The organism is Actinoplanes subglobosus, assembly GCF_042650585.1.
Taxonomy (GTDB): domain Bacteria; phylum Actinomycetota; class Actinomycetes; order Mycobacteriales; family Micromonosporaceae; genus Actinoplanes; species Actinoplanes subglobosus.
This window is the reverse complement of sequence record NZ_JBHSBL010000024.1, coordinates 45,112-61,668: the sequence shown is the minus strand read 5'-3', so window position 1 is coordinate 61,668 and position 16,557 is coordinate 45,112. Positions and strand designations below refer to the sequence as shown.

The following is a 16,557-nucleotide window of genomic DNA, read 5'->3' as shown; positions in this document are numbered from 1 at the left end:
GCCGGCGTTATCGTCGTCCGGTGGCCACCGTCCGTGTCGAAACCGTCCTGTCCGTTCCCGATCATGCCGTCTGGGAGGCGGTGGCTGACGTCGGCGCTGTCCACGAGCGTCTGCTGCCCGGCCGGGTCGCGGCGGTCCGGATGGACGGTGACACCCGTGTGCTGACCATGCCCGACGGGTGGGAGGTGCGGGAGCTGATCGTCGCCGTCGACCATGATCAGCGCCGCCTGGCCTACGCCGTGGTGGAGGGCCAGCGGCTGCCGCTGACCTACCACCACGCGTCGTTCCAGGTCTTCCCCGAGCCCGGCGGCAGCCGCCTGGTGTGGACCACCGACGTGCTGCCGCACCCGATGGCCGCCGCCGTCGAAGCCCGGGTGTCCCGGGGCATCGAGGAGATCAAGCAGGTCCTGGAGGCCGCTCAGGGGGTGGGGAACTCCTCCTCCGGCCGGTCCTTCATGTAATCGGCGAGGGTCTCGTAGACGGCCGGGTTCACGATGCCGTGCGACATGTGGTCGGTGTGCGCCGCCCAGTCGGGGTTGGCCAGGTAACCCGCCACCACCAGGTCACGGGTGCCGACGACCAGCGCGGCCGTCTTGTCGCTGTCGGTGGTGCCGGTCTTGCCGAACACCGGGTGCCCGACCACGCTGCGGACCTGCGGCGCGGTGGAGCCGGCGCAGTTGCCGAGCTGGGCACGGTCACCGACCGGGCAGCGGGCCGCGTCGAGGGCCTTGCGGGCGACGTCCTTGGTGGTGGCACGGGTGCAGTTCGACTTGCCGGTGTCGATCTTCTGGCCGGCGGCCGTGGTGATCTGCTGGATCGGAGTGGGCGCGCAGTACATCCCGTCGGCGGCCAGCGTCGCGTACGCGTTCGCGATGTCCAGCGGAGTGGACGCCGAGACGCCGAGGCTGAAGGCGCCCCACTCGTGCGCCTGCTCCGGGTCGTCGGCCATCCTCGCGTCGTCGGCCGACCGGAACTGCACACCGAACCGCTTGGCCACGGCGACCACGTTCTCCGCGCCGGCCCGCTCCTGCAGCGGGATGAAGTACGTGTTCACCGAGCGGCCGAACCCGGTCCACATGTTGAAGTTGCCGGACTCGCTGGCCGACGCGTTGCTCGGGCAGTAGTACCCACCGCAGCCGGCCGGGGCCGCCGAGTCGAGGTAGCGGGACTTGTAGCGCTGCGGCGAGTAGATCGTCGTGTCCAGGCCCATGCCCTTCTCCAGGGCCGCGACCATGGTGAACATCTTGAACACCGAACCGGCCTGATAGCCGGGGACGCCGGTGCTGCCGGTGATGATCGGGTTCGTGGTGTTCGGATAGGTGCCGCGGATGCCCTCACGGGCCTGATCCGGGTTCGACGAGATCCGGTTCTGCGGGTTGTCCGCGTCGTCGATCTTGAACTTGCGGTTCGCGGCGAGCGCCCGCACCTCACCGGTCCCGGGCTGGACGGCGGCCAGCATCAACGCGTTCTGGCTGGTGTCGGCGATGTGCTCGGTGACCCGCTTGCGGGCCGCGGACTGGGCGTCCAGGTCGAGCGTGGTGACGATCCGGTAGCCGCCGCTCTTCAGCAGGCGCTCCCTGTCGTACGTCGTCTCGCCGAAGGCCTCCTGGTCCAGCCACCACCGGTAGAAATAGTCGCAGAAGAAGCCCCAGTGGTTCTTGGCGACCGACACGCAACCCCGGCTGGGCCGTTTCGCGGTCCGGGCGACCTTCTCCTTCTTCGCCTCGGCGCCCTGGGCGGCGGTGATCTGACCGAGCTCCACCATGTTGTCGATGATGTAGTCGCGGCGGGCGACCGCCTGCGGATAGCCGCTCTCGGTCGTCGGGTCGAACGCGGTCGGCGCCTTCACCATGCCGGCCAGCATCGCGGCCTGGCCGATGGTCAGGTCGGCCGGCTTCCTGCCGTAGTAGACCTGGCTCGCCGCGTTCACCCCGTAGGCGCCGTTACCGAACGGAGCCATGTTCAGATAGCGCTCCAGAATCTGCTGCTTGGACAGCTCTTTCTCGACCTGGATCGCATACTTCATCTCGTTCAGTTTCCGCTGGGCGGTGTCCTTCGTAGCGTTCACCACCTCCTGCGGATCAGTCGTCGAATAGGCCAGCGCCATCCGCACGTACTGCATGGTCAGGGTGGACGCGCCCTGCTTTCCGCCGCCCTGGTTGTTGTTGACGAAAGCGCGGGCCACACCTTTCAGGTCGACGCCGTTGTGCTCGTAGAACTTGTGGTCCTCGGCGGCGACGATCGCGTCCTGCATGCTCTTGGCCATCTGCGTCAGCGGCACGTCGCTGCGGAACTCGTCATACATCAACGCGATCTGCGTCTTGCCGTCCGACGCATACACCCGGGAGACCTGGGGTGACGACTGCTCGACGAGGGCCGGTGGCAGCTCGCCGAGCTCCTCGGCGCCGGCCTTGGCCGCCAGCCCGGACATCGCGACGGCCGGGAAGGACGCCGCGGCGACCACGAGCCCGGCTATCAGGCCACAGGTGGCCAGCACGGCGACACTGCGGAGGACACGGCGGTCAGGAACAGGCATTCCGGCATTCACTCCACTCAGGCTAACGAGCAGGAACGGCAACGGTCAGGGTTAGGGAAATCCGTCACACGCGGTATCCCGGGACACCGTCACGCAAACCTGTATGCGGCCTGAGAAATGCCTTTGAATGAGTCGGCTCAGCGAGCCCGGATCGCGGTCAGCCAGCCCCGCCGCCGGGACACGCTCCCGGACCGGTGGCCGGACCGGCGAACACCGCCACCCGGTTGACCGCCGCCCAGAACCGGTCGACCGCTCGCCACAGGTGATCATCCTGAGTGGACGGCCGATCAGCCGCCGGTGATGCTCCAGTGCCACGCCTCGGAGGGCAGGTTCACGAAGCCGTACTCGGCGGCGTGCGCGGTCATCCAGGTGAACGCCTTGCTCTTGCGGGTCAGCGTCTTCCCGCCCGAGGTCACGTCCACAGCCAGGCCGATCTCGTGCAGCGACCGGCCCGGGATCGCCGTCGGCACCCGGCAGGACGACGCGGGCGCGGTCCAGACGTCCGGGCAGCCGTTGATGGTCCGCAGCTCGATCTGCCGTTCCTTGGTGCGGAAACCACCACCCGACAGGGCGATGCCGTCCGCCTTCGCGTCGTCGATGAGGCGCTTGAAGGCGAAGGCGACGTTCTTGTGCACGGTGATGCCGTACACCGTGGTGGTGTCGGCGACGGTGAAGACCGGCCGGACCTGGTCGACGACGCTCGCGCTGATCGCGGCGGCCTGGGCCGCGTAGCCGGCCGCCGTGCCGGCCGTGGCGATCCGCTTCTCGGTCTGCTCGATGGCCGCCTCGGTCTTCCCGGCCGCGGCCAGCGCGTTGATCACGGCCGTGGTGGTGGTGCCCGCGACCTTCTTCGCGGCGCGCAGCTCGGCGGCCGCCTGGTGCAACCGGGTCCGGCGGGTGTCGCGCACGGTCGTCGCCGCGGTCACCGCCCGTTTCGCCCGGGCGATCGCGGCGTTGTTGCGGGGCTTCTGCTTCGACTGCCGGGCCAGCGCGTTCTTCGCGTCGGTCAGCGCCCGCTCGGCCGACTTCAGCTTCTCGAACACCGCAGCGTGAGCGGTGGTCGCGGTGGCCAGCCTCTTCTGCGCGGCGACACTCGCCCGCTGCGCCTTGGCCGCGTCGGTGTTGCGTCTCTTCAGGTCGGCCTGCTGCGTGGCCAGGGTGGTACGCAGCTGCGCCATCGTCGCGTCGGCGGTCAGGCTGCGGTACATCAGTCCGGCATAGGATTTCGCGACGTCGGGCACCGCGGCCTGGGCCGGTCCCGGCACGGCGGTCACGGGCGCGACGCTCGCGACGGTCATGGCCGCGGCGGCGACGAGACGGATGGCTCGGTTGCGCTTCTTCACCGGGCGTACGCTCCTCAGGCTTCAGTCGGCGTTGAACATCCGACTGTGCGCGGCGGGAGGTGCTATTGCGGCCCGATGGAAGTGCGGAACGGTTGCACCCGGTCATCCGGAGGTGAGCCGCCCCACCAGTGAGTGCGCGGCCGCCGTGACCAGCCCCCGGTCGTAGGTGACCACGAACGCGAACTGCCGGTCCCCGTCCACACCGGTGTCGCCCAGGTCACGGGCCATCAGGGCGGCCGACGTGTGTGCACCGAGCACCACCACGGTCCACTCCTCCGCCAGTGGGTCGCCGGGCGACAGCGCCCCGCCGCGGACACCCGGCACCGGCGACGGCGGCATGCCGACCCCGAGCGCCGCGACGAACGGCAACCGTTCGGCGAGCTCGGTGAACCGCCGGGACGTCGACGGCCGGAAGAACCGCACGTCCTCGAAGGCGGCCAGGACCACCGGCGGCACGCTGGCCTCCAGGGCCATCAGCTCCAGCGTCTTCGACACCGGCACCAGCAGATGCTTCGGCGCGTACCGGATCCGGCGGCCGGCACCGATCAGCTCGTACGGGGTGGCCGCCAGCGCGGCACCGATCGGCCGGGCCGCGAACCGTTCCGGCTGGAACTCCGACGGCGTGAACGCCCGCTCCCCTCGGCCCCACAGCCAGCCCTGGCCCAGCGTGGCGCCGAGCACCTGCGCCCGGATCAGGTCGTCGGGCGTCTCGATCCCCTCGGCGACCACCTCGGCGCCGGCCTGTTCCGCGTAGGCGCGAACCGCACCGGCCACCGAAACGGTCGCCGGGTCCTTGACCGTACGCAGCAGCTTGAGGTCGAGCTTGACCACCTCCGGCCGCAGCAGCGGAATGAACGCGAGCGACTCCGGCAGCGCGCCGACGTCGTCCAGCGCGACCGCGCACCCCGCCGCCCGCAGTTCCTCGGCCCCGGCCAGCACGCCCGCGAGATCCTCGGCCAGCGCCCGTTCGGTGATCTCCACGACCACCTGCACGTGAGCCGCGCGGCTCGCGATCGCCTCCAGGACGACGTCGCGCCGCCGGGTCAGCGTGGTCGGCTCCAGGTTGACGAACAGCGTCACCGGCCGGCCGTGCGACAGCCGGGCCGCATCCGTCAGCGAGGCCCGTAGCGACACCCGTTCCAGGTCGGCGAGCCGGCCGGCCGCCCGGGCCGCGTCCAGCAGTTCCACCGGCGACCGCCAGCCGGAGTCCGCGGGCGGGCGCAGCAACGCCTCGAAGGCCGGCACCGTCCCGCTGTCCACGTCGACGAACGGCTGGTAGACGCAGTGCAGCGCGTCCTCACGGAGGAGATCGCCGAGATCGGTACGCCCGGTGGTGCCGGTGGAACTCACCAACTCCCTATCGGCACCCCGCCCGTACCGCTGAGTCAGCCGTCGATCACATCGCCCAGCGGCCGCCGCGGCGTCGACACGGACGGGCGGCCGTAGCCGGCGCGCAGCACCATCTGCGCCCAGACGCCCTCACGGGTGTCGGTCAGCTGCTCGCGGATCGCCGGGATCTCCACCGGCTGGCTGATCGGGGTGGTGGCCAGGTTGTGCCAGGTCGCGGTCAGCAGCACGCGCTGCAGCGCCTGCCCGGCGCGGACCCAGGCGGTCCGGTCGTCGCCCGTCGTGGCCAGGACCATGATGCTGGGGTACGGCTCGAACGCCTCCGTGGGCCGGCCGACACCCGGTTGCAGCAGCCCGAAGTCGCGGATCGGCATCGTCTCCAGGGCGTCCCACGGGCCGGCGGCGGTCTGCGGGACACCGTCGCGGTGCGGGAGGCGGTGGGTCGTCCAGCGGGCCAGCTCCGCCCGGTAGCCGCCGGTGGCACGTAGCCGGCGGTCGGCCACCTGGGACAGGGCGATGATCGCGTTGCGGCTGACCGGGTTCGCCACGGTGAGGACCGCGTCCTCGGCGGCGGCCGCCGCGGTCAGGCTGTCGAGCACGCCGGCCGGGATGGCGGCCCGGGCGAACGGCTGCCGGTTGGTGTGCCGGTGCTCGATCGCGGCCGCCAGCCGGAGCACGTCCTCGGGCGCCTCGACGGGTTCGCCGACGGACACCCGGGCGATGAGGTCGGGCTGCTGCGCGTCCGGGAAGTAGGCCGGCGCGGGCAGCCGGCCGGACGCCCGCAACCGCAGGCGCAGGTTGAACAGGGCGGCACCGACACTGATCATCAGCTCGCGGCCACCCGGGTCCAGCACGTCGAGCCGCCGCCCCGGGTCGGCGAACACGTCGACCACCCCGTCGCCGATGCGGAACCGCCAGGGCTGGCTGTTGTGCAGCGAGGGCGCGAGGGTGGCGGCCCGCACACCGTCCTCCAGGATCACCCGTTGCTGCACGCTGCTCTCGACGCTCATCACGGCCTCCCAGGACTGGCGGTAACCTCCCGACGCCTCCGAGTGTTCGCCGATTCCGCCCTCCCGCAGAGGGCCGTCCGCCCCACCACCCAGGCCCGAAGTACCCCGTCAGGTACCGCCGCAGAGGTCTGTGCCGTTCCAGTTCTCCACTGTCGCGTGCTCCCATGACGTGCCGTCGGCGGGGAGGGTCAGCGTGCGGTTCGGGGTTTCGGCGCAGTCGCGGGCCTTTTCGACGGTGGGCCAGCTGCCGAGCGTGAGTTTGTAGGCGACGGTGACTCCCGGTGTGGTCCCGGACAGCTGGATCCGCCAGGCCGGTGTGGTCGTGCCGTCCCAGTAGGTTCGCAGGTACGGCATGGCCTTCGTCGCCGCCGGATCCCAGTCGGGGCGGCCGGTGCCCAGGCGGGACAGGTCGCCGGCGAGATGGACGGTTCCGGGGGTGTCCGCCGGGACCGTCACGTCGATGATCGCGGCGGAGCCGGCGCAGACCGTGCAGTCGCCACCGGGGGTGCCGGTGGCGTCGTGCAGGGTACGGGTCACGTCGATCAGGCCGGCGCCGATCGGGTACGGGCTGTTGTACCAGCCGCCGCCCAGCGGCAGTTCCCGGGCGGCACCGATCAGGTGGTCGCCGACCTGCGCCGGGGTCAGGCCGGGCCGCGCGGAGAGCAGGAGTGCCACGGCACCGGAGACGTGGGCGGCCGCCTGGCTCGTACCCCGCATCGCGCCGTAGGAGTCGCCGGCCGGTTCGCGCGCGCCGGCGTCGACCGTCGACAGGACCCGGTGGGCGGGGTCGTTGTTGCGCCAGTATCCCCAGCCACCCGGTGCGGCCACCTCGACACTGTCGCCGTGGTTGGAGTAGGACGCGAGATAGCCGTCGTCGCCGGTGGCCCCGACGGTGAGGACACCGTCGCAGTTGGCCGGGTGGTAGTCGGCGGCGTCCGCGGCCGCGTTGCCGGCCGACACGACCACGCTCGCCCCACGGGAGAGGGCCTTGTCGACGGCGGCCTGCAGGGTCGGACCGCACGGACCGTAGCCGCCGAGGCTCATGTTGATCACCTGGGCCGGGGTGCGGTTGACCGGTGTGCCGGGCACCGGAGCCCCGGACGACCACACGATCGCGTCGGCGATGTCGGAGTCCAGTCCACCGCACGTGCCGAGGACGCGGACCGGCTGCACCCGGGCGGCCGGTGCGATCCCCGCGACACCGATCCCGTTGTCGCGGACGGCGGCGATGATCCCGGCGATGTGCGTGCCGTGCCAGCTGCTGGGCGAGAACGCGGTCGCGCCGCAGTCGCCCTCGTCGTTCCAGTCGCCGGGGTCGAGGGCGTCGCCGTCGCGCCCGTCGCCGTCGGCGGTGTTGGCCGGGTCGGCGATGAAGTCGTAGCCGGCGACCAGGTTGGGCGTGAGGTCGGCGTGCGGACGGATGCCGGTGTCGAGGACGGCCACGGTCACGCCGCTGCCGTCGGCGCCGGTGTCCCAGGCCTCGTCGACACGGAACGCGCTGTCTGTCTGCGGGTACACCTGCCAGAGCGGCCACTGTTCGCCGTACCGGGGGTCGCCGGGCGTGGACGTGCGGGTGACCGGCAGGTCCGGCTCGACGGCGGCGACTCCCGGTACGGCGGCCAGCTCCGCCATGAACGCCCGGGCCCCGTCGGCGTCCAGTGGCGTTCCGGCCCGGACCACCCGGCCACCGGTGGCGAGCGTGCGCGCGCCGGTCACCGACGTCGCCGACCCCGGTCGTGGCGTCACGATGAACGACCGGTAGGTCTGCCCCTCCCGCAGGCCGTCGTCGGCGATGACCGGCGCCGCGGACACCGGCCCCGTCACGACCACCACCGGCACGAACGCGCACGTCATCGCGGTCAGCAGCGCGATCGTGCGTCGACGCGGTCCCATCTCGGCCCTCCGATACTCAGCAAGATCTTGCTTACATTGCAAGAACCATCATCTAGATACGAGGAGGAGGTTGGCCTGACATCGCCACCGGGTCAATGGCGAAGAACACGATAAATGCGAATGGGAACGATTCCATGCCATCAAGATGGGCTCTGAACTGGGATGATGAAATAAATATAAACATCTCGACGGAATTCACGTACCGCGAAACGCGCGGGAAAACAGCGCCGAACGTCGTTGCAAAATCTTGCTGCCCGCCGATCGGAAAGGCCGGTAGAGGAGCCGGCCGAGGCGGCCCGGCATGATGATCCCGGCACGGGAGGGGCGAGGATGGACGAGCAGGCGGAGATCACGACGGCCGGAGGCGCGGCGAACCACGAGCTGGTCCTGGCGTTCGGGCGGCTCCAGGGGGCGGCGAACCGGCTGGAGTACCTTCTCGGGCGCGCGCTGGAGGAGGAGTGCGGGATCAGTCACCTGATGTTCGAGGTGCTGCTGATCCTCGGCCGGGCCGGCGACGCCGGGCTGCCGATGCGCTCGATCGCGCAGGAGCAGGTGCTGACGACCGGTGGCGCGACCCGCCTGGTGGACCGGATGGAGGCGGCCGGCCTGGTCGAGCGGTCCGGCGATCCGGCCGACCGGCGCGGCACCCTGGTGCGGCTCACAACCAAGGGCGAGGACACGGCGGTACGGGCGGCGCAGGTGCACGTGGCGAACATCCGCCGGCACTTCGTCGCGCCGCTGCCGCCGGAGCACCTGGACCGCTTCGCCGAGGACCTGCGCCTGCTCAGCCACGCGGCCCGCGACGCACTCCCCCGCCTCCGATAGCCCGTGGCCAGAACATCTGCGACCCGGTGATCGCGCTGTGCTGCCTGGCCGGCGGCCCGCCGATGGGCACGATGTTCCGCCGCGCTCAGTCGGTGTCGACGGGCAGGCGCATCCGGACGCGGTAGCCGCCGTCGCCGGTCGGGCCGGACTCCAGGGTGCCGGACAGCAGGTCGGCGCGCTCCTGCAGGCCGATCAGCCCCTGGTGGGCGCCGGGCAGCGGCAGCGACGGGCGCGACGGCGGGCCGTTGGTGACGGTAACGCCGACGAACTTGCCGTCGCGCCACAGATCCACCGTCGCGGCGGCGCCCGGGGCGTGTTTGCGCACGTTGGTGAGGGCTTCCTGGACCGTACGATAGATCGCCCTCTGCCGTGGTGTGCCGACCGTCATGGTGAGATCGCCGGTCAGGTCCACCTCGATGCCGCTGTTGGCGATCAGCGTGCACAGGTCGGCGAGGGTCGGCTGCGGGGTGAGCTGGGTGATGTCGTCGCCGGAGGCCCGCAGCAGGGTGACCATGGTGCGCAGTTCGTCGAGCGTGCCGACGCTCAGCGACCGGATGGTCCGGGCCGCCTCCCGGGTCGCCGGGGTGTCCGCCGAGACCTGCAGGGCCCCGGCCTGTACGGCGATCAGGCTCACCTGGTGCGACACGACGTCGTGCATCTCCCGGGCCAGCTGTGCGCGCTCCTGGGCGAGGATGGCCTGCGCGTGCAGCACCCGCTCGTGCTCCTTGACCTCCTCGATCTCGTCGAGGCGCTGCGACAGGTCGTGCCGGGTCAGCACCAGTTGACCGAGCAGCACCGGCAGCACGACCGTGGCCAGGGCGTAGACGAAGTAGACGACGCTGTCGTCGATCGGGGCGGCGTCGGATTCCAGCGGTGACGGCGCGGCCGACGCGATCGCCGCCAGCACAACGCACACCGTCAGCAGCACCCGGTTCCGGGAGCGTTCGGCCAGCGTGTAGAGGGCCACGCACGGCGCGACCAGGGCGGCCTCCAGCAGCGCGGCCGGAATGGTGAGCAGCACGACGGCCAGCGGGAACCGCCGGCGCAGCATGAGGGCGGCGCACGCCACCACCCCGGACGCGACGGCCACCGGGTGGTCGCTCCACAGGTCGACCCAGATGTCGGCGGCGGACGCGGCGATCAGGCCGATCTCGATCAGGATCGGGACCAGGCGGGCTCTCATCGGCGGGTGTCCAGCAGCCCGGCCCGCTGGGCGAGCAGTGCCGCCTGCACCCGGCCGGACACGCGCAGTTTGGTGAGCAGCGCGCTGACGTGGTCCTTCACGGTCCCGGTGCCGAGGTGCAGGCGGACCCCGATCTCGGCGTTGGACAGGCCTTCGGCGAGCAGCACGAGCACGTCGCGTTCCCGCTCGGTGAGCCGTTCGACACGGGTGTCGGCCCGGTCCGCGACGGCCTCCTCGGCCCGGGGCAGGCTGCGCAGCAGGGTGCGGGACGCCTTCGGCGACATCACCACCCCGCCCATCGCCAGGGTCCGCACCAGCTGGGCCAGGTGTTCCGGCTCGGTGTCCTTGAGCAGGAACCCGGCCGCGCCCAGGTGCAGGGCCTTGAGCACGTACTCGTCGGCGTCGAAGGTGGTCAGCATCGCCACGACCGGGGGCTCCGGCATGTCCCGGATCCGGCCCAGGATGGTCAGGCCGTCCACGTCCGGCATGCGGATGTCGACGAGCACCACGTCCGGCCGGTGCTCCTGGACGGCCCCGAAGGCACCGGCACCGCTCGTGGCCGCGACGACCTCGATGTCCGGCGCCGCGTTCAGGATCAGCCGGAACCCCGACCTCACCAGCGCCTCGTCGTCGACGACCACCACCCGGATCAACTAAACCGCCGCCCTGCCCACGAGATCGAATGCCGGTAGGCACCCTAGAGCGTTCCCGCCGCCCGGCCACTCCGCCGACCGGCGGGAACATCCCCGCCACTGGACCGGGTCAGCCGATGATGCCGTGGACCTTCGGCACCGAAAGGGTGCGCCTCTCGGACGTACCACCCAGGATGATCTTGCGCAGTGCCGTGTTGTTGGCGGTGTTCAGCTCGCCCAGCCGCTTCGCCGGGTTGGCGACGACCTGGATGTAGTAGGTGCCGTTGGGCAGGTTCGTCACGTCGAACGACTGGCCCGGACGGTCCTGGCTGTAGGTGTCGCCGTTGCCGATGTCGAGGACCTCACGGACCGCGACGACGGTGTTGGCGCCGCACGAGGTGGACAGGTCGGTGTTGTCCGGCCGCCACTTCGCGCTCTTGATGGTGTAGTCGACGGCGTCGGTGTTGGCGAGGCAGAACGCCTCCTTGCCGCTGCGCACCGCGAACTTCTTGTCCGCCTTCAGCAGGTTGTACTGCGCGAAGTCGGTGAAGTGCCAGTGCAGATGACCCTCACGCGCGTCCCACTGCATGGTGCCCGCGGGCCGGGACCCGACCTGCTTGCCCTTGGCGTCGAAGTAGTACTGGTAGGCGTCCATCACCTCGGTGCCGGTCCGGCGGAACCCGTCGACCACCAGGGGTGACGTGCCCGCGTTCCAGACGGTGGCGCCGAAGTTGACGTACGTCTTCCCGTTCTCCCGCGACAGCGAGATGCCCCACGCCGGCAGCGACCGCAGGTCCGGCTTGGGGCCGGACTTCGGGGCCGCGGCGAGCGTCGCCGGACGGCTCGCGGCCGCCCGGAACTCGGGCCGGAACGACGACACCTGACGGCTCGCGTCGCCCTCGGCGGTGTGCCGGTCGTGACCGGCGGCGGTCACCGCCTGGGCCAGGGCAGGCTCCTCCCGCGCGTCGAGCGCCCGCGCCGCGGCCACACCCTGCTCGTCGGTCTTGACGTCGACGACGTTCACGGTGACCTTGGCGGTCGCGTTCTTCGCCGGGATCCCGAACGCCTTGCGGTACTTCGGGTTCACCGAAGCCTCGGCCGTGTACCTGCCGGCGACCAGCTTGGCGAACGTCCCCTGCTCGGCCGGCTGGTCCGCCACCTGCGCGTTCCAGCCCGCCTGGACACCCCAGACCGAGCCGAGCGTGAACGGGTTCTCGCCACCGCACCGGGTCGGATACGGGTTGGTCGCCGGAGCGTCCCGCCGGGTCCGCGCCGAGCTGTACGAGTTGCCGCAGAACGCCGTCTTGTAGTTCGCGACGACCTTCCCGCTCTTGTCCTTGATGGTGATCGTGGTGAAGTCGGCCAGGCCGGTGAAGTCCTTGACCGTCCCGGCCGGGAGCTTGACCTGGGTGTTCTTCCCGTTCTTGCGGACCGTCCGGTACGCCACGATCGGCTTGTCGTAGCCGGCCCGCTTCGCCCGGACCTCGAACGGGTCCTTGCCGGCGATCACGTGCAGGCCCAGGTCCAGGGAGACGTACACCTCGCCGTCGTAGGCGTACCGCTCCGCCGTCACCGTGCCGGTCGCGGCGACGAAGTTCAGCGCGGGCGGCGTCGCGGCCGCCTCCGCCACGCCGACCCCGCCTCCGGCGAGTACGAGCGCGCCTGCCGCTACGCCGACCACCGGCCAGCGCGATCGACGACGACGGTTCTGCGCGTCAGTCATCCGTTCCCCCCTCGATGTGGCCGGAGCAGCTCCGGCCGTGCACCGGCATCCCACGCGACAGCCTGTGAAAACCCTGTGAAAAGAACCCGCCCGGGCACGAATCCGGTAGAGAGTCCAGCCGGTCGGCGGGGGTCGCCCCCGCCGGCAGACGGACGCATCGGCGCATTGACATGTCGCTGTACCGCCGGAAGGCTGGTCACGGACTCCGAGGAGGCAGGGTTGGGTGGGTTCATCCTCGGCGTGGTCGTCGCGCTCTTCGTCGGGATGCGGCTGGCCCGCCTGGTCGACGCGCGCAAGGGCGCCCGCGGGGGCATGAAGAAGGCGAAGACCGACCTGCCCGGCGCGCGGAAGAAGTCACGCACCGCCACGTTCGCGCTGGTCAAGTTCGTCGCGTTGCTCGTTCTGATCGTGGCGGCGGTGCTCTACGGCTTCGCGAGGGCCAACGCTGACAACTAACGCCGGTGCCCGGCCCGCCCGGTCTCGTAGGCCCACATCGCGATCTCCACCCGGTTCCGCGCACCGAGTTTCGCCATCAGGCTCGCCACGTGCGTCTTGACCGTGCTCAGGCTGATGTGGAACTCGGTGGCGATCTCGGTGTTCGTGCGCCCGCGGGCGACCGCCCCCAGCACCTCCTCCTCCCGGTCGGTCAGCGCGTCGACCGGCTGCGGCGGCGGCCCGGACGGACCCGCCCCGGCGAACGCCGTCAACAGCCGCGTCGTCACGCTGGGCGCGATCAGCGCGTCCCCGGCGGCCGCCGCGTGCACCGCCTGTGCCAGCAGCGCCGAACCGGCGTCCTTGAGCAGGAATCCCCGCGCCCCCGCACGCAGCGCCGCGTACACGTACTCATCGAGGTCGAAGGTCGTGATGACGACCACCGCGAGCGGATCGGCGACCTCGGGTCCCGCCAGCCTGCGGGTCGCCTCGATGCCGTCCACGCCGGGCATCCGGATGTCGAACAGGCACACGTCCGGCCGCAGCCGCCGGGCCAGCTCGACCGCCCGCAACCCGTCCGCGGCCTGCCCGATCACCTCGATGTCCGGCTCCGCGTCGAGGATCATCGTCAGTCCGGTCCGGACGATCTCCTGGTCGTCGGCGACCACCACCCGCACGCTCATCCCAGACCCCTCGGCAGTACGGCCGTGACGGTCCAGCCCCGCCCGGCGTCCGGTCCGGCCTCGCAGACACCACCCAGCAGTGCCGCCCGCTCCCGCATCCCGGCCAGCCCGAACCCGCCACCGCGAGCCGTACCACCGTCACCGTCGTCGGTCACCGACAGCCGGACCGTGCCGGCGTCGGCCCACACCCGCACCGTGATCCGGGTCGCGCGCCGGGCGTGGCGGCGGGCGTTCGTCACCGACTCCTGCGCCAGGCGGTAGATCGCCGTACCCACCGCCGGCGGCAGATCACCCAGGTCACCGGCGATCTCGACATCGACCTCCGGGCCCTCCGGCGCCGGCCCGGCCAGGCCCGTCAGATCGGCCACCGCCGGGCACGGCGCCAGCTCCGCCGGATCGCCGTCCCGCAGCGCGCGCACCAGCGTCCGCATCTCGCCCAGCGCCCGCACCGCCTCCGCCTCGATCACCCGCAACGCGTCCACCGCCCCCTCCGGCGAGGTCCGCGACACGGCGATGCCCGCCTGCGCCCGGATCGCCATCGCCGACACATGATGGGCCACGGTGTCGTGCAGATCCCGGGCCAGTCGTTCCCGCTCCAGCAGTTTCACCTGGTCAAGCTCCCGCGCCCGGAACCGCGAGCGGTAGCGGGCTGCCACCGCCAGCGCGAACATCACCGACATCACCAGGAACCCGGCCACCCGGTCGGTCCCGGTGGCGGTCACCGCGATCTTCACCAGGATCAGCGCCGCACCCGCCACGATCTCCCGGCCCGAACCCCAGCGGACCAGCGCGAACGCCAGCAACAACACGAACGCGCCGGACACCAGCTCCGGCTGGTGCCCGGTGAACAACGGCACCACCCAGCTGACCCCGAAGACGATCGCCACCATCAGCAGCGGCCGCTCCCGGCGCCACAGCAGCGTCGGCACCAGCGCCAGCGTCATCACCAGCGTCGCGGCACGGGCCGGAACGTCCGGCCTCAGCAGGCCTTCGGCCGGCACGGCCACCGTAAGCACGGCGACCAGCAGCCAGTCACGGCGGCCCCGGGCCGGCGGGTCCGGCGGGCGGGGCTCGGCCAGGAGCGCCCGGAGCGGTTCGACCACGAGCCGATGGTACGCACGGAGCACGATCCCCGGATTGGCCTGAAGTACGGCCGTCGTCCCCCACTTTCGGCCGGTGCGATCCCGGCCCGCGCTCCGATGAACACCGTCCCGCCGCACCGCCACCATCGGGGCATGAAGTCCTCATCGAACTGGCTCGTCCCGGCCGGCCTGCTGGCGCTCACGTTCGTGCCGGTGGTCGCGGGGGCGCTGCGGCTGTCCGAGATGGCCGGCGGCGCCGCGGTGATCCCCGACGGCGAGCGGGTCACCCAGTCCCCGGTCGCTCTCGTCGCGCACATCGTCAGCGTCACGGTGTTCGGGGTGCTCGGCGCGTTCCAGTTCGCGCCGGGCGTACGCCGCCGCTTCCGCCGATGGCACCGCATCGCCGGACGGATCCTGGTGCCGGCCGGCCTGATCGCCGCGGTCAGCGGCCTGTGGCTCACGGTGTTCCTGCCGGCCGCCGCCGTCGACAGTCCCGTCCTGGCCGGAATCCGGATCGGAGTCGTGGCGTGGATGATGACGTCGCTGGTGCTGGGCTTCACCGCCGCTCTGCGCCGCGACTTCACCGCCCATCGCGCCTGGATGATCCGTGGCTACGCCATCGGGATGGGCGCCGGCACCCAGTTCCTCACCCAGACGGCGTGGCTGGTCACGACCGGCCCGCTGACGCCCACCACCCGGACCGCGACGATGGCCGCCGCCTGGCTGATCAACGCCGCCGTAGCCGAATGGCTGATCCGCCGCCACCCCACCCGCCGGACACTCCGGCCACCCCGGGGCGCGCGACGCATAGAGTTCAGTGGATGACGGGGTTCGTGTCGCAGTTCGTCAGCTACTCGCAGTATCGGATCCGCACGTCGGAGGGTGACGACCTGCTCGACATCTACACGGTCGGTGACGAGCTGCTGCACGTAGGCGGCCCGGACGGCTGCACCGGTTTCACCGGCGTGCACACCGGGGAGGTCGACACGCGGGTGGTCGTCCACGCTTCCGAGCCGCCGCCGGACGACGACTGGGACACCGCGTCCGAGACGACGCTCTGGTGCCCGGACGGCAGGATCACGATCGAGGGGTTGATGGGCGAGGCCGACGGTCCGCTCACCGATCTCCCGGCGCCGGCAAAATCCCTGATCAGGGTACGGGTGACCGCGCGCAACCGGATCCACGAAAGCATCCGCGAGCCCACCGATCCCGCTGAGCAGCACGAGGTCCACGTGTGGCCGGTCGCCGAGGAGACCGCCCCGGTGACGCTCTGGTCCGACGGTTGGGGGCCGGCGTGGACGTCCCGGCCGGACAGGGCGGCCGCGTGGGCCGTGCTGCGCCTGCTCGACGAGGCACGGCGGCGGGTTCCGGACGACGGGGTGCGGGTCACCGTGGTCCGCACCGTGCCCGGCCCGGTGCGGTTGCCGGCCACGGTCCCGGCGGGTGACCTGGCGATCCGGCTCCGGCCGTCCGCCGGCGCGGGCACGCTGACCTGGGAGTGGACGCCCGCGGACCGCCCGATCTTCCCGGAGCCGCTGACGGCGCTCCCGGACGGCCGCGCGAGTGCCGTACACCTGCTGCGGAATCCGGACGGAACGCTGACCGTGCGCCATGCCGGAGTGCCGGGACGTCAGGCCGTCCTTGTAGGGCTGATCTGGGATCACCTGCTGGCCCCGGGCGCCGGAGGCGGAGTTCCCGTGGGAGGCGACGCTGCGGGCCGGGGCGGAGGAGCTGACCCGCATCGCCCGGAAGAACCGGCGTGAGCACGACGAACGGCTGGCCCGGAAGTGGGGCGGGTCCGCGCCGACCGGCCGGATGCGGGCGGCCGCCGCCTTCGGTGTCCTCGACGAGTTCCGCGCCGCGTTCCC

General features: G+C 71.6%; 15 protein-coding genes. 5 read left to right on the top strand and 10 right to left on the bottom strand.

Annotation, left to right across the window (positions count from 1 at the left end; all coding sequences use genetic code 11):
• Positions 1-20: 20 nt before the first annotated feature.
• Positions 21-461, top strand: coding sequence for an SRPBCC family protein (locus ACFO0C_RS34360; protein ID WP_378070933.1), 441 nt, complete (start codon positions 21-23; stop codon positions 459-461).
• Here the strand turns inward: ACFO0C_RS34360 and ACFO0C_RS34355 are convergent.
• The 5 genes from ACFO0C_RS34355 to ACFO0C_RS34335 form a co-directional block, all read right to left on the bottom strand.
• Positions 419-2,536 carry a transglycosylase domain-containing protein gene (locus tag ACFO0C_RS34355; RefSeq protein WP_378070932.1) on the bottom strand — a complete coding sequence of 706 codons (2,118 nt, stop codon included), beginning with the start codon at positions 2,534-2,536 and terminating at the stop codon, positions 419-421. The two genes, ACFO0C_RS34360 and ACFO0C_RS34355, sit on opposite strands and share 43 nt — an antisense overlap.
• Positions 2,537-2,823: 287 nt before the next feature.
• Positions 2,824-3,879: a D-alanyl-D-alanine carboxypeptidase family protein gene (locus tag ACFO0C_RS34350; RefSeq protein WP_378070931.1), complete on the bottom strand. Its 1,056-nt coding sequence runs from the start codon at positions 3,877-3,879 to the stop codon at positions 2,824-2,826.
• Between the two features lie 102 nt (positions 3,880-3,981).
• On the bottom strand, positions 3,982-5,229 hold the full coding sequence (locus ACFO0C_RS34345) for a sensor domain-containing phosphodiesterase (RefSeq protein ID WP_378070930.1): 1,248 nt from the start codon (positions 5,227-5,229) through the stop codon (positions 3,982-3,984).
• 35 nt (positions 5,230-5,264) lie between these two features.
• Positions 5,265-6,236 (bottom strand): Acg family FMN-binding oxidoreductase, encoded by a 972-nt coding sequence (locus tag ACFO0C_RS34340; RefSeq protein WP_378070929.1) that lies wholly within the window; start codon positions 6,234-6,236, stop codon positions 5,265-5,267.
• A gap of 108 nt (positions 6,237-6,344) precedes the next feature.
• Positions 6,345-8,129, bottom strand: a complete 1,785-nt coding sequence (locus ACFO0C_RS34335; protein WP_378070928.1) for a S8 family serine peptidase — start codon at positions 8,127-8,129, stop codon at positions 6,345-6,347.
• A gap of 330 nt (positions 8,130-8,459) precedes the next feature.
• On the opposite strand from ACFO0C_RS34335, the gene ACFO0C_RS34330 reads away from it, so the two are divergent.
• Positions 8,460-8,954 (top strand): MarR family winged helix-turn-helix transcriptional regulator, encoded by a 495-nt coding sequence (locus tag ACFO0C_RS34330; RefSeq protein ID WP_378070927.1) that lies wholly within the window; start codon positions 8,460-8,462, stop codon positions 8,952-8,954.
• Positions 8,955-9,039: 85 nt separating this feature from the next.
• Here ACFO0C_RS34330 and ACFO0C_RS34325 read toward each other — a convergent pair whose 3' ends face one another.
• From ACFO0C_RS34325 to ACFO0C_RS34315, 3 genes are all read right to left on the bottom strand, one after another.
• Complete coding sequence (locus tag ACFO0C_RS34325; protein ID WP_378070926.1) at positions 9,040-10,137, bottom strand: sensor histidine kinase; 1,098 nt, start codon at positions 10,135-10,137, stop codon at positions 9,040-9,042.
• Positions 10,134-10,781, bottom strand: a complete 648-nt coding sequence (locus ACFO0C_RS34320; RefSeq protein WP_378070925.1) for a response regulator — start codon at positions 10,779-10,781, stop codon at positions 10,134-10,136. Before ACFO0C_RS34320 ends, ACFO0C_RS34325 begins: the two co-directional genes overlap by 4 nt.
• A 118-nt stretch (positions 10,782-10,899) precedes the next feature.
• On the bottom strand, positions 10,900-12,492 hold the full coding sequence (locus tag ACFO0C_RS34315) for a lysyl oxidase family protein (protein ID WP_378070924.1): 1,593 nt from the start codon (positions 12,490-12,492) through the stop codon (positions 10,900-10,902).
• Between the two features lie 219 nt (positions 12,493-12,711).
• On the opposite strand from ACFO0C_RS34315, the gene ACFO0C_RS34310 reads away from it, so the two are divergent.
• Positions 12,712-12,948: a hypothetical protein gene (locus tag ACFO0C_RS34310; RefSeq protein WP_378070923.1), complete on the top strand. Its 237-nt coding sequence runs from the start codon at positions 12,712-12,714 to the stop codon at positions 12,946-12,948.
• On the opposite strand, the gene ACFO0C_RS34305 is transcribed toward ACFO0C_RS34310, so the two are convergent.
• Positions 12,945-13,607, bottom strand: a complete 663-nt coding sequence (locus ACFO0C_RS34305) for a response regulator transcription factor (RefSeq protein WP_378070922.1) — start codon at positions 13,605-13,607, stop codon at positions 12,945-12,947. The two genes, ACFO0C_RS34310 and ACFO0C_RS34305, sit on opposite strands and share 4 nt — an antisense overlap.
• Entirely contained in the window at positions 13,604-14,710 is a 1,107-nt protein-coding gene (locus ACFO0C_RS34300) for a sensor histidine kinase (RefSeq protein WP_378070921.1), read from the bottom strand. The genes ACFO0C_RS34305 and ACFO0C_RS34300 overlap by 4 nt, the downstream gene beginning before the upstream one ends.
• A gap of 132 nt (positions 14,711-14,842) precedes the next feature.
• On the opposite strand from ACFO0C_RS34300, the gene ACFO0C_RS34295 reads away from it, so the two are divergent.
• Positions 14,843-15,514, top strand: a complete 672-nt coding sequence (locus ACFO0C_RS34295) for a DUF2306 domain-containing protein (protein WP_378070920.1) — start codon at positions 14,843-14,845, stop codon at positions 15,512-15,514.
• A complete protein-coding gene (locus tag ACFO0C_RS34290) occupies positions 15,511-16,452 on the top strand; it encodes a hypothetical protein (RefSeq protein ID WP_378070919.1) in 942 nt (313 codons plus the stop codon). The genes ACFO0C_RS34295 and ACFO0C_RS34290 overlap by 4 nt, the downstream gene beginning before the upstream one ends.
• The last annotated feature ends 105 nt before the right edge of the window (positions 16,453-16,557 follow it).

Coding starts and splice junctions, on each gene's coding strand:
- ACFO0C_RS34355 (WP_378070932.1), bottom strand. CDS start 2,536: ATGCCTGTTCCTGACCGCCGTGTCCTCCGCAGTGTCGCCGTGCTGGCC.
- ACFO0C_RS34335 (WP_378070928.1), bottom strand. CDS start 8,129: ATGGGACCGCGTCGACGCACGATCGCGCTGCTGACCGCGATGACGTGC.
- ACFO0C_RS34325 (WP_378070926.1), bottom strand. CDS start 10,137: ATGAGAGCCCGCCTGGTCCCGATCCTGATCGAGATCGGCCTGATCGCC.
- ACFO0C_RS34340 (WP_378070929.1), bottom strand. CDS start 6,236: ATGAGCGTCGAGAGCAGCGTGCAGCAACGGGTGATCCTGGAGGACGGT.
- ACFO0C_RS34290 (WP_378070919.1), top strand. CDS start 15,511: ATGACGGGGTTCGTGTCGCAGTTCGTCAGCTACTCGCAGTATCGGATC.
- ACFO0C_RS34305 (WP_378070922.1), bottom strand. CDS start 13,607: ATGAGCGTGCGGGTGGTGGTCGCCGACGACCAGGAGATCGTCCGGACC.
- ACFO0C_RS34295 (WP_378070920.1), top strand. CDS start 14,843: ATGAAGTCCTCATCGAACTGGCTCGTCCCGGCCGGCCTGCTGGCGCTC.
- ACFO0C_RS34330 (WP_378070927.1), top strand. CDS start 8,460: ATGGACGAGCAGGCGGAGATCACGACGGCCGGAGGCGCGGCGAACCAC.
- ACFO0C_RS34315 (WP_378070924.1), bottom strand. CDS start 12,492: ATGACTGACGCGCAGAACCGTCGTCGTCGATCGCGCTGGCCGGTGGTC.